The sequence below is a fragment of the Azospirillum isscasi genome (assembly GCF_030849505.1).
Classification (GTDB): domain Bacteria; phylum Pseudomonadota; class Alphaproteobacteria; order Azospirillales; family Azospirillaceae; genus Azospirillum; species Azospirillum isscasi.
Window position 1 is genome coordinate 1 of record NZ_JAUJFI010000170.1, and the last position, 11,920, is coordinate 11,920.

13 protein-coding genes are annotated in these 11,920 nt (G+C 71.2%); 3 read left to right on the forward strand and 10 right to left on the reverse strand.

Going from position 1 to position 11,920, the window contains the following annotated elements; genetic code table 11:
* Both QSG27_RS24045 and purT read right to left on the reverse strand, forming a co-directional pair.
* Positions 1-246, reverse strand: a 246-nt coding sequence (locus tag QSG27_RS24045) for a PA domain-containing protein (RefSeq protein WP_306710602.1), incomplete at its 3' end; no start/stop codon positions are given.
* 47 nt (positions 247-293) lie between these two features.
* Positions 294-1,463: a formate-dependent phosphoribosylglycinamide formyltransferase gene (gene purT / locus QSG27_RS24050; protein ID WP_306710603.1), complete on the reverse strand. Its 1,170-nt coding sequence runs from the start codon at positions 1,461-1,463 to the stop codon at positions 294-296.
* A 197-nt stretch (positions 1,464-1,660) separates the two neighbouring features.
* On the opposite strand from purT, the gene QSG27_RS24055 reads away from it, so the two are divergent.
* From QSG27_RS24055 to QSG27_RS24065, 3 genes are read left to right on the forward strand one after another with little or no spacing between them, the layout of a single operon-like run.
* A complete protein-coding gene (locus tag QSG27_RS24055; RefSeq protein ID WP_306710604.1) occupies positions 1,661-2,713 on the forward strand; it encodes an iron ABC transporter substrate-binding protein in 1,053 nt (350 codons plus the stop codon).
* On the forward strand, positions 2,688-3,722 hold the full coding sequence (locus QSG27_RS24060; protein WP_306710606.1) for a FecCD family ABC transporter permease: 1,035 nt from the start codon (positions 2,688-2,690) through the stop codon (positions 3,720-3,722). The genes QSG27_RS24055 and QSG27_RS24060 overlap by 26 nt, the downstream gene beginning before the upstream one ends.
* Positions 3,719-4,525, forward strand: coding sequence for an ABC transporter ATP-binding protein (locus QSG27_RS24065; RefSeq protein ID WP_306710608.1), 807 nt, complete (start codon positions 3,719-3,721; stop codon positions 4,523-4,525). Before QSG27_RS24060 ends, QSG27_RS24065 begins: the two co-directional genes overlap by 4 nt.
* Positions 4,526-4,558: 33 nt before the next feature.
* On the opposite strand, the gene QSG27_RS24070 is transcribed toward QSG27_RS24065, so the two are convergent.
* From QSG27_RS24070 to QSG27_RS24105, 8 genes are all read right to left on the reverse strand, one after another.
* Positions 4,559-5,269, reverse strand: a complete 711-nt coding sequence (locus tag QSG27_RS24070; protein ID WP_306710610.1) for a protein-methionine-sulfoxide reductase heme-binding subunit MsrQ — start codon at positions 5,267-5,269, stop codon at positions 4,559-4,561.
* A 1-nt stretch (position 5,270) separates the two neighbouring features.
* Positions 5,271-6,227, reverse strand: a complete 957-nt coding sequence (gene msrP / locus QSG27_RS24075; protein ID WP_306710612.1) for a protein-methionine-sulfoxide reductase catalytic subunit MsrP — start codon at positions 6,225-6,227, stop codon at positions 5,271-5,273.
* A gap of 119 nt (positions 6,228-6,346) precedes the next feature.
* On the reverse strand, positions 6,347-7,375 hold the full coding sequence (locus tag QSG27_RS24080) for a Gfo/Idh/MocA family protein (RefSeq protein WP_306710615.1): 1,029 nt from the start codon (positions 7,373-7,375) through the stop codon (positions 6,347-6,349).
* A 5-nt stretch (positions 7,376-7,380) separates the two neighbouring features.
* The gene (gene eda / locus QSG27_RS24085) at positions 7,381-8,019 is read right to left on the reverse strand and encodes a bifunctional 4-hydroxy-2-oxoglutarate aldolase/2-dehydro-3-deoxy-phosphogluconate aldolase (RefSeq protein ID WP_306710616.1); all 639 of its coding nucleotides are present in this window, start codon (positions 8,017-8,019) and stop codon (positions 7,381-7,383) included.
* Positions 8,016-8,750 carry a GntR family transcriptional regulator gene (locus tag QSG27_RS24090; RefSeq protein WP_306710618.1) on the reverse strand — a complete coding sequence of 245 codons (735 nt, stop codon included), beginning with the start codon at positions 8,748-8,750 and terminating at the stop codon, positions 8,016-8,018. Before QSG27_RS24090 ends, eda begins: the two co-directional genes overlap by 4 nt.
* A 30-nt stretch (positions 8,751-8,780) precedes the next feature.
* The gene (locus QSG27_RS24095) at positions 8,781-9,713 is read right to left on the reverse strand and encodes a sugar kinase (protein WP_306710621.1); all 933 of its coding nucleotides are present in this window, start codon (positions 9,711-9,713) and stop codon (positions 8,781-8,783) included.
* 150 nt (positions 9,714-9,863) lie between these two features.
* A complete protein-coding gene (locus QSG27_RS24100; protein ID WP_306710623.1) occupies positions 9,864-10,817 on the reverse strand; it encodes a DMT family transporter in 954 nt (317 codons plus the stop codon).
* A 147-nt stretch (positions 10,818-10,964) separates the two neighbouring features.
* Positions 10,965-11,441 carry a hypothetical protein gene (locus QSG27_RS24105; RefSeq protein WP_306710624.1) on the reverse strand — a complete coding sequence of 159 codons (477 nt, stop codon included), beginning with the start codon at positions 11,439-11,441 and terminating at the stop codon, positions 10,965-10,967.
* Positions 11,442-11,920: the final 479 nt, after the last annotated feature.

An 11,920-nucleotide genomic window follows, 5' to 3' on the forward strand; every position in this document is an offset into this window, starting at 1 on the left:
CACGCCGCCGCTGTTCTGGCAGTTGGTGACCTTGGTCGCGAAGTCGACGGTGCCGCGCTGGATCAGGCAGACCTTGCCGGAGACGGCCGTGTTGACGGTGTCGCCGATGCCGAAGGCGGCCAGCGGCGCCGGGGCGGGCTGGACGCCCGCGCCGTGCTGCGGGGCGGACCCGTCCCGCCGGTCTGTCTGGCCGCTCTGCACGCGGCGGGGGAGGACGGGATCGTCGGGCGCGGCATCGCCTGGCATCCGCCCTCCTGCCACGCCGACGCGGTGGCCGCGCTGGAAGGGCCCGCCTACTCGTAGCGGATGGACACCGCCGAGGCCGCCTTCAGCGCCCGCTCGCGGGCGTCGTCGGTGCTGGTGCCGGCGGCCAGCGCCACGCCCATGCGGCGGTTCTTGCGGGTCGTCGGCTTGCCGAACAGGCGCACGTCCACGTCATGCTCCGCGCTGCCCACGCGCATCGCCTCGGCCAGCCCTTCGATGGTGAAGCGCTCCGCCTCGCGGTCGGCCAGGATGACGGCGGAGGCGGACGGGCCGTGCACGCGGATGGCCGGGATCGGCAGGCCCAGGATGGCGCGGGCGTGCAGGTCGAACTCCGACAGGTTCTGCGACAGCAGGGTCACCATGCCGGTGTCGTGCGGGCGCGGCGACAGTTCGGAGAAGACCACCTCGTCCTTGGTGACGAAGAACTCCACGCCGAAGATGCCGTAGCCGCCGAGATTGTCCACGACCTTCGCCGCCATCGCCTTGGCGTCGTCCAGCAGGGCCGCGGGCATCGGCACCGGCTGCCAGGATTCCTGATAGTCGCCGCGCTCCTGCCGGTGGCCGATGGGCTCGCAGAACAGGGTGCCCTCGCGGGTGCGGACGGTCAGCAGGGTGATTTCGTACTCGAAGGGCACGAATTCCTCGACGATGACCTTCCTGCGGTCGCCGCGCATGTTGGCGACGGCGTAGGTCCAGGCGGCCTCAAGCTCGCCGGCGGTCCGGACGGTGCTCTGCCCCTTGCCGGAGGAGGACATGACCGGCTTGATGACGCAGGGCAGGCCGGTGTGCTCCGCCCCCGCGATCACCTCGTCCAGGCTTTCGGCGTAGCGGTACTTGGAGGTGCGCAGGCCCAGCTCCACCGCCGCGACCTCGCGGATGCGGTCGCGGTTCATGGTCATGGTGGCGGCGCGGGCGGAGGGGACGACGGTCAGGCCGGCGTCCTCGAACTCGTGCAGCACCTCGGTGCGGATGGCCTCGATCTCCGGCACGATGAAGTCCGGCTGGTGCTTCGCGATGGCCGCGCGCAGGGCGTCCGCGTCGAGCATGGAGAAGACCTCCGCCGCGTCGGCCACCTGCATCGCCGGGGCGTTGGCGTAGCTGTCGCAGGCGATGACCTCGCAGCCGAGGCGCTTGGCGGCGATGACGAACTCCTTCCCGAGTTCGCCCGAGCCGAGAAGAAGGATTTTGGCCGTGAACATGCGCGGACTCCCGTGACGCAACTGCCCGCGGAGCTTTACCCCAACACGGGCCGTCCGTACATGGTGGACTGCATGCGCTGTTGCGGGCCGTATCCCTCTCCCATCCCGGAGGAGGGGGCAACGGCAATTGTTCTATGGAAGGCGGCGGGCGAAAGCGCCATGCTTCGGGAGGACGGTGCAGCAAAAGCAGGATCGGCATGGCGGGCATGCGCGGATGGATGCGAGGTGCGGGGGCGGGGCTGCTGCTGGCCCTGCTGACCTTCCCTGCGGCGGCGGAGCGGATCGTCATGGATTCCGCCGGGCGTCGCGTCGCCGTGCCGGACCGGGTGGAGCGGGTGTTCCCCGCCGGGCCGCCGGCCTCCGTCGTCGTCTACATGCTGGCGCCCGACACGCTGCTGGGCTGGACCCGGGCGATCAGCCCGCCGGAGCGGCCCTTTCTGCCCGACCGCTACGCCGAACTGCCGGAGCTGGGGCGGCTGACCGGGCGCGGCAACACGGTCAACCTGGAAACGGTGGTCGCGGCGAAGCCCGACGTGGTCGTCGATGTCGGCAGCACCGCCCCGACCTTCGTGTCGCTGGCCGACCGGGTGCAGGAGCAGACGCGGGTGCCGACCCTGTTGATCGACGGGCATCTGGCGGACTCCCCGCGCACCTTCCGGACGCTCGGCACGCTGCTGGGCGTGGCGGAGCGGGGGGAGGAGCTTGCCCGCTACGCCGAAACCACTCTGGCCGAGGTGCGCCGGCGTTTCGACAGCGTGCCGGAGGACAAGCGGCTGAAGGTCTACATGGCGCGCGGGCCGCGCGGCCTACAGACCGGCATCCGCGGCTCCATCAACGTCGAGGCGCTGGACGTTGCCGGGGTGCGCAACGTGGCGGCGGAGAATCTCGGCAGCGGCGGGCTGGTCAACGTGTCGATGGAGCAGGTGCTGTCCTGGCAGCCGGACGCCATCGTCACCATCGACCGCGGCTTTTACGAGAGCGTGTGGACCGACCCGCTGTGGCAGGGCGTGAAGGCGGTGCGCGACCGGCGCGTCTACCTCTCGCCGGGGCTGCCCTTCACCTGGATCGACTCACCGCCCGCCGCCAACCGCCTGCTCGGCCTGCGCTGGCTGGGCGCCGTCCTCTATCCGGAGCTGTTTCCGGAGGATCTGCGCGAGGAGACGCGACGCTTCCATGCCCTCTTCTACCACCGGGAGCCCACCGCAGAGCAGATCGACGCCCTCCTTGCCGGCAGCCGCCCGCCGGGGTGAGCTTTCCTTCGCGCTGACCCTGGGCGGGGTGGCCGCGGTGCTGGTTGCGGCGGTCTGCGTCGCCTTCAGCACCGGCGCCTATCCCGTCACGCCGGGGGAACTGGCCGGGCTGCTCTGGGCCAAGCTGGGCCTTGGCGGCGCCGCCGTCGCGCCGGCGGTGGAGACGGTGATCTGGGACATCCGCGGCCCGCGCGTGCTGACCGCCATGCTGGTCGGGGCGGGGCTGGCCGCCTCGGGGGCTGCGTACCAGGGGCTGTTCCGCAACCCGCTGGTCTCGCCGGACATCCTTGGCGTGTCGTCGGGGGCGGCGCTGGGCGCGGTGCTGGGCATATTCGCCTCGCTGCCGGTCCTCGCCATCCAGGGCATGGCCTTCGCGGGCGGGTTGCTGGCCGTGGGGGTGGTGCTGGCCGTCGCCTCGGCCATCCGCGGGCGGGACCCGGTGCTGGTCCTCGTGCTGGGCGGCGTGGTGATCGGGGCGCTGCTGGGCTCCGGTGTGGCGCTGCTGAAGTATCTGGCGGACCCTTACAACCAGTTGCCGGCCATCACCTTCTGGCTGCTCGGCAGCCTGTCGGCGGTCAACCGTGACGACCTCGCGGCGCTGGTCCCGCCGGTGGCGGTGGCGCTGGTGCCGCTGGTCCTGCTGCGCTGGCGGCTCGACGTGATGACGCTGGGCGACGAGGAGGCGACGGCGCTCGGCGTGCCGGTGCGGGTGGTGCGGGTCGTGGTGATCGCCGCGGCGACGCTGATGACCGCCGCCGCCGTGTCGGTCAGCGGCATCGTCGGCTGGGTCGGGCTGCTGGTGCCGCACCTCGCCCGGCTGATGGTCGGCCCGGCCTTCGTCCGGCTGCTGCCCACGGCGGTGCTGCTGGGGGCGGCCTATCTGCTGGCGGTCGACACGCTGGCCCGCAGCCTGGGGCCGGTGGAGCTGCCGCTGGGCGTGCTGACGGCGGTGATCGGCACGCCGGTCTTCCTGTGGCTGCTCGCCTTCGGAAAGCGCGGCTGGTCATGAGCGCGCGGCTGTCGGTGGAGGATCTCGCCTTCGGCTATGGCGAGCGGGTGGTCGGCGCCGGGGTCGGCTTCACCGTCGCGGCGGGGGAGGTGCTGTGCCTGCTCGGCCCCAACGGCGGCGGCAAGACCACGCTGTTCAAGACGCTGCTCGGCCTGCTGCCGCCGCGCGGCGGGCGGGTGCGCGTCGATGGCGAGGACACCGCCGGCTGGCCGCCGCGCCGCCGGGCGCTGGCCTTCGGCTATGTCCCGCAGGCGGGGGCCGGGCAATTCCCCTTCACCGTGCGCGAGATGGTGCTGATGGGCCGCACCGCCCACCGCGGCGCCTTCAGCGCCCCGTCCGTGGCGGACCACGCCGCCGCGGAGGCCGCGTTGGAGCGGCTGGGCATCGGGCATCTGGCCGAGCGCGACTGGCTGCGCATCAGCGGCGGCGAGCGGCAGATGGCCCTGATCGCCCGCGCTTTGGCCCAGGCGCCGCGCGTCCTGGTGCTGGACGAGCCGACCGCCAGCCTGGACTTCGGCAATCAGGTGCGCGTGCTGGAGCAGGTGCGGCGGCTGGCGGACGGCGAGGGCGGCGAGGGGCTGACGGTGGTCTTCTCCACCCACCATCCGGAGCAGGCTTTCGCCATCGCCGACCGGGTGGCGTTGCTGCACGGCGGGCGGCTGGCCCGCTTCGGCACGCCGGAGGAGGTCATCACCGCCGCGATGATGCGCGAGGTCTACGGGACGGAGGTGGAGGTGGTCGCCGTGGGGGCGGACGGGATGCGGGTGTGCCTGCCGGTTGGGCTCAGGCGGAGAATGGGGTAGGATTTTACCACAAAGACACGAAGACACAGAGAATCACAAAGAGGTGTCGGCTCCGCTGGAGGGTGATCCTTTGAGCAGAAGCCCTTTGTGAAAATCTTTGTGTCCTTCGTGCCTTCGTGGTTCCCGTCCCGGCACGGCCGGACCCTTCGCATGGCGCAGACCGACCAGCCCCAGGAAGATCGCGGCGTAGACGAAGGGCGGGTACTGCCAGCCCTTGACCAGCATGACGTAATGGACGCAGCCCGCCGCCCCGGCCACGAACACCGCCTTGTGCAGCGCCTTCCAGCGCCGCCCGCCGAGCCGCCGCACCATGCCGTTGGTCGAGGTCGCGGCCAGCGCCGTCAGGATCAGCAGGGCGCCCATGCCCACGGTGATGTAGGGCCGCTTCACGATGTCCTTCCACACCGCTGCCCAGTCGAAGAACTGGTCCACCCCCACGTAAACGGAAACGTGCAGCAGCGCGTAGAAGAAGGCGAACAGCCCGATCATGCGGCGGAATCGCGCCAGCCCCGGCTGGCCCGTCAGGATGCGCAGCGGCGTGACGGCCAGCGCCACCAGCAGCAGGCGCAGCGCCCACAGCCCGCTCTGCCGCACCGCCTCGGCCACCGGCTCCGCGCCCAGCCCGCCGCTCAGGCCCAGCCAGACCATCCAGCCGAGCGGGACGAGTCCCAGGGCGAACACCGCCGGCTTCGCCCAGCGCGAGGACAGCGCCCGGGCGACGGGACCTTTCGACACTGCGGCCATCTCAGTAGTTCTTCCGCAGATCCATGCCGGCGTAGAGCGACGCCACCTCCTCCCCATAGCCGTTGAAGGGCAGCGTCTTGCGGCGGGAGAACTCGCCCACCCGGCGCTCCGTCGCCTGGCTCCAGCGCGGGTGGTCGACCTCCGGGTTCACGTTCGAATAGAAGCCGTACTCGCGCGGCTGCGAGCGGTTCCAGGAGGTCGGCGGCTGATCCTGCGTCAGGGTGATGCGGACGATCGACTTGATCGACTTGAAGCCGTATTTCCACGGCACGACCAGCCGCACCGGCGCGCCGTTCTGGTTGGGCAGCGTCTCGCCGTACATGCCGACCGCCAGGATGGTCAGGGGATGCATGGCCTCGTCCATGCGCAGCCCCTCGACATAGGGCCATTGCAGCACGGGATACTTCAGGCCGGGCATCTGCGAGCGGTCGGCCAGGGTCTGGAAGGCGACGTACTTGGCGTTGCCGGTCGGGTCCACGCGCTTCAGCAGCTCGGCCAGCGGGAAGCCCACCCAGGGAATGACCATCGACCAGCCCTCGACGCAGCGCAGGCGGTAGACGCGCTCCTCCAGCGGGAAGGACAGCAGGTCCTCGATGCCGAAGGTGGCGGGCTTGCCGGCCTCGCCGTCCACCGCGATCTCCCACGGGCGGGTGCGCAGCGTGCCGGCGTTCTCGGACGGGTCGGTCTTGTCCGTCCCGAACTCGTAGAAATTGTTGTAGCTGGTCGCCGACTTCATCGGAGTCCGGGCGTCCATCCTGGGGTCCTTGGGGCTGACCGTCAGCGGGGCCTGGAAGGGCGCGGCCAGCGCCGGACCCGTCACCACCCCCGTGCCGCCGAGCGCCAGGGCCGCACCGCCCGCGATGCCGCCCGCGATGATCGAACGCCGGGACAGGAACAGGCCGCGGGGCGTCACCTCACTCTCGCTGGCCTGCGACGCGCTCCGGACTTTGATGAGCATGAACCCTCTCCACAGGAAAGCCGCCGGGAGGCGCCACCGCCCCCCGCCACTCATCTAGCCTTGGTCGCCCTCCTCGGCAAATCAAGCGCTGGACACGAGTTTGTGAGCGTGGAGTGAGGTCAGCCCTCCGGAACCGCCGCGATGGCGCCGCTCTCCGACGCCTGAAGGATCGCCTCGATCAGCCGATGGACCTTCAGCGCCTCCCGCCCCGACACGCGCGGCTGGCCGCCGCGGTCGAGCGCGTCGAGGAAGTCGGCCAGGACGGCGCGGTGATGGACGTTGGGGAAGGCCATGGGGTCGGCCCCGCCGCCCAGCGTGCCCGCCGTCTCCCCCGCCTGGACCGTCCCGCCGGAGCGCAACTGCACCTCCAGCCGGTCGCCGGTCAGCAGGGCGGAGCCGGCGGTGCCGGCGATCTCGATGCGCTCCGGATAGCCGGGATAGGCGGCGGTGGTCGCGTCCACCGTGGCGAGCAGCCCGCCGTCGTAGCGCAGGGCGGCGCACACCACGTCTTCGGTGTCGATCGGGCGCAGGCCGCTGGTGTTGGCGAAGGCCGCCACCTCCCGCGGCAGGCCGAGCAGGCTGACATAGAGGTCCAGCGTGTGGATGGCCTGGGTCAGCAGAACGCCGCCGCCGTCCCGCGCCTTCATGCCGCGCCCCGGCTGGGCGTAATAAGCGTCGTCCCGCCACCAGCGCACCACGACGGAGGCCGACAGCGGGCGGCCCAGCGTGCCGTTGCGCAGCAACTCCGCCAGACGTTCCGCGGCGGCGCGGAAGCGGTGCTGGAGCATGACGCCCAGCGTCAGCCCGGCGCGCTCCATGCTCTCCACCACGGCGCGGCAGCCCGCGGGCGTGGCGTCCAGCGGTTTTTCCAGCAGGACGTGCTTGCCCGCCGCGGCGCAGCGGGCGACGAGAGCCGCATGGGTGTCCGGCGGGGTCAGCAACAGGACGGCGGAGACGGTGGGGTCGTCGAGGATCGCCTCCGCGCTCTCCGCCGCCGGCAGGCCGAAGCGCGCCGCGAAGGCGGCCCGGCGGTCGGCGGAGGGGCTGAAACAGCCCGCCACCTCCACCCGCTCCGCCAGATCGAGCAGGCTCTGGGCGTGGGGCGTCGCCGCCATGCCCAGCCCGATCACGCCGACGCGGCGCCGCATCCGGGTCAGCCCTGGGCCAGCGCGGCGGCCTCGCGGGCCAGCCGCTCGATCTCGGACCAGCGGCGCTCCTTCACCGCGTCCGCCGGGGTCAGCCAGGTGCCGCCCAGCGCGAAGACGTTGGGAAGCGACAGGATCTCCTTCACGTTCTCCGCCTTGATGCCGCCGGTCGGGCAGAAGCGGATCTCCGGCATCAGCGGCGCCATCCCGCGCAGCGCCGGGGCGCCGCCGTTCAGCATGGCCGGGAAGAACTTCAGCTCGCGGAAGCCGTGCTCCAGGGCGATCAGCGCCTCGGTCACCGTGGCGATGCCCGGCAGATAGGGCAGGCCGGCGGTCCTGGCGGCCTCCGCCAGACGGTCGGTCAGGCCGGGGCTGACGACGAAGCGGGCGCCGGCGTCGCGGGCCTGGGCGAACTGATCGGGCCGGATCAGCGTGCCGAGACCGACCAGCGCGCCCGGCACGCGGGCGGCGATGGCCTCCGCGCAGGCGAGCGCCGCGGGGGTGCGCAGCGTCACCTCCAGCGTGGTCAGGCCGCCGGCGACCAGCGCCTCGGCAAGCGCCACGGCGGTGTCCGGCTCGTCGAGCACGAGGACCGGGACGATGCGCGGGCCGGACAGGGAGGGTTCAAGACGCGGGTGGGTGGTCATGTCGGGGCCTCGGCAGGGGAGAAATAGAGCGGGGCGGCGAGCCGCATGTCGTCGATGGTCAGCAGCAGCCCGTCGATGTGGTCGCCGAGCGCCTTCACCGCACGGTCGGGGTCATGGTCCGCGATGGCGGCGACGATGGCCTCGTGCTCGGCGATGACGGCCGCCATGCGGCCGGGAAAGGGAAGGGTCAGGTGGCGGCAGCGGTCGATCTGCACCTTCACCTGCTGGGTGATCGGCCAGAAGCCGGGATGGCCGGCGATGTCGGCGATCAGCGCGTGGAACGCCTCGTCGGCCTGATGGAAGCCGTCGGCGGCGCCCGAGGCGTCCACCTCGCGCTGGCGCTCCAGATTGGCCTGAAGCGCTGCGATCTGGCTGCGGGTCGCGCGTTCCGCGGCGAAGCGGACGGTCGCCTGCTCCAGCGTCTTGCGGATCAGGTTGGCTTCCGGCAGGGCGGCGATCGGGATGCGGGCCACGAAGGTGCCGGATTGCGGAAAGACCTCCACCAGCCCTTCGTCGGCCAGCCGCAGAACCGCCTCGCGCACCGGGGTGCGGCTGACGCCGAAGGCTTCGGCCACCAGCTTCTCCGCGATCGGGTCGCCCGGCTTGCGGGCCAGCGACACGATGTCCGCCCGCAGGTCGCGGTAGATGGCCGCCGCCGCCGTCATCCCGCGCTGCGGCGCGCGGGGCGGCTTGACGGTGACGGGGGCGGTCGTGGTTTGGCCGGTGGGCATGGCGGATGTCCCTGTATCAGCCGTCCGGGATCAGCCGTCCAGAACGGCGGTCATGGCGTCGCGCGGGATGATGGCGCCGCGGTGCTGGATGACCACGGCGGCGATGCGGTGGGCGGAGCGCGCCGCCTCCACCGGGCCGCGGCCCTTCAGGCGGGCGCTGAGATAGCCGGCGCTGAAGCTGTCGCCCGCCGCGGTGGTGTCCACGACCCTGGCGACCGTCTCCGACGGCACGGTCTCCTCGATGCCGGGGGCGGAGACGATGCAGCCCGGCTTTTCCAGCTTCAGCACGATTTCCGGAACCCCGGCGCCGCGCACGCGGGCCATCGCCGCCTCGGCGTCGGCGTCGCCGTAGAGGCCGCGCAGATCCTCCACGCCCGGCAGGGCGATGTCGGTGCGCCGGAGCATCGCGTCGTAGGCGCGCTGCGCCGTTTCGCGGTCGGGCCACAGGCGGGGGCGCCAGTTGGTGTCGAAGGCGACGCGGCCCCCGCGCTCGCGCAGGCGGTCGAGCATGGGGAACAGGACCTCCCGCCCGCGCTCGCCCCAGATGGCGAGGCTGATGCCGGAAAGGTAGAGCAGATCGTAGCCTTCCAGGTCGGCGGCCAGGGCCGGGCTGCCGGGCAGGACGAACAGGTCGCGGGCCGGGGCGGAGTCGCGCCAGTAGAGGAAGCGCCGCTCACCCTTGTCGTCGGTCTCGATCATGTAAAGGCCGGGGACGCGGTTCGCCACGCGCAGCACATGGCCGGTGCCGACCCCTTCGGCCTCCCAGGTGGCGACCATGGCGTCGCTGTTGCCGTCGTCGCCCAGCGCCGTCACGTAATCCGGCGCCACGCCGAGGCGCGCCATGTAGACGGCGGTGTTCAGGGTGTCGCCGCCGAAGCCCATGGTGAAGGTTCCATCGGGACGGCGCACCAGCTCGATCATGCATTCGCCAAGGGCCGCAACCCGGCGCGCGGACTCACCCATCGCCATCCCCCGTCCGGCGGTCCGACCCGCCGGTTCCTGCTAGATAGTTCGAACCGCACGGTCTTTTAGTCCCGTGCCTCCCGGGGGTAAGTATACTAATATATCAATGCCCGGAGCAAGGCTTTTGCGCGCCGCCCGTCCTGCGGCCTTTCACCGCGTGGCGGCTGCGGCGGCGTCCTGCCGCTTCTTGCGCAGCCGTTCGCGGTGGGCGGTGTAGAGGCCGCTGGCGATGATGATGCCGGCGCCCAGGAAGGTCCAATGGTCGGGCAGCGCCCCGAAGATCAGGAAGCCCAGCAGCGTCGACCAGACGATCTGCACGTAGGAGCAGGGGGCGAGCACCGACGCTTCGCCGAAGCGGTAGGCCTGGACCATCAACCATTGCCCCATGGTGGACACCAGACCGATCAGGGCGCCCAGCGCCACCTCCGTCCAGGTCGGCATGGTGACGTTGAAGGGCAGCAGCGCGGTCAGCACCGCGAGGCCGGTCAGGGCGGTCCAGATCAGGGTGGTGGTGGGATGCTCCTGCCCGGTCATCTTGCGGGTGATGACCACGCCGGTCGCCCAGCTCATCGCGGACAGGATGGGGAAGATGGCCGCCGGCTGGAAGGCCGCGCCGCCGGGCCGGATGACGATCAGCACGCCGAGCAGCCCGACCAGGACCGCCGCCCAGCGGCGCGGCCCGATCTTCTCGCCCAGCACCAGGATCGACAGAACCGTGACGAAGACCGGCGAGACGTAGCTGGTCGCCGCCGCCTCGGCCAGGGGCAGATAATGCATCCCCATGATGAAGAACAGCGCCGACCCCAGCATCCCCAGCCCGCGCAGGATCTGGAGGCCGGGGCTGGCGGTCTTCACCACCGCCGGCCCGCCGCGGATCATCAGCGGCAGCAGGAGCGTGGTGAAGCCGACGTAGCGCATCCAGCCGATCTCGATGGAGGGCAGCGTCTGGGCCAGATACTTCGCCGTCGCGTCGGAGCAGGAGAAGAAGAAGACCGCGGCGACGACCATCAGGATGCCGCGCACGGGATCGTCGCGGCGGTCACGGGAAGACGCGACGGTCTGGGCGGCGGACACCCCTTCCGGGGGGCGGGAACAGTCGGGCATGGCCGGCGGGCGTTTCCAGGCGGGAATGCGGGCCGGGTCTCCGCCCGGTCAACCGTCAGGTTACTGATATATCATGCCTGGGAACGATGGTGCCCTGGGAACAAGGGTGCGGAGCGGCATGGCAGCCATACGGCCGCCTGCACTGCGTCAGCCGTCGCCGCGGTCCGCCGCGGCGGGGCCGCGCAGGGCCGAGGTGACGGCGGGCGCCGGGCGCAGCAGGGGCGACGGCGGGTTGACCGGCAGGTCCATCAGGCCGCGGCGGGCGGCGTTGCGCTCCGCCTCGTAATCGGGATCGGGGAAGCGTTGCAGCAGCGTCTCGTAGGTGTCGCGCGCCGCGGCGGGGCAGCCCAGGATGCGGAACGCCTCCCCCTGCCGCAGCAGGGCGCCGGCCTCCGTCCCGCGGTGGTAGGAGGCGAGGCTGGCCGCCACGGCGAACCACCGGTCATAGGCGACCCACAGCGCCTCCACCGTCGGCCCTTCGCACCGCCCGGCCTCCACCGCCGCTTCCAGCGCCTGCCGGTAGGCGGTGTCGGGCGCCGGGGGCGTCATCGCGCAGCCGCCCGCCAGCAGGACGGCGCCCGCAAGGGCGGTTCCGGCAATCGCCTGTCGGGTGCGGGTCGGCATCGGTCCATCTCCCCCTGTTCGCGGCCCCGTGTTCGCGGCCTCATGTTCGCAGCCATGCGCGCCCAGTGAAATACAGACGGATTAAAAGCCGGATTAAAGCCCGGTTCAAGCCGGTGGGAGGGGGGTGCGGCGGGTGCGGCTTTGCCGGCAACTCGGGAGGAAAATATTTCGAATTTCGAGTCAAAGAGCGGCCAAGAATCTACGCCTTAACGGATATTAAAAGTCATATAAAAGCAGGGTGTAACATTATCCTCTGAGGTACGCCGGATGGTTGACTCGCGGTACAGGAAGGCTATTACCTGAGGGTGTGAGAAAATAAAGCACTCGGAATTAAGGAAAATTTTAAGTGCCTTGTCGTCCCGCCCTCTAGTTGAAACCCCTGTTGCGGAGAATCCCATGCGCGCTGTCCTGGTAGAACCGAATCCACTGATCGCCGACGCGCTCGGCCGTCAGCTCGGCATGGGCAAGATCCGTTACGA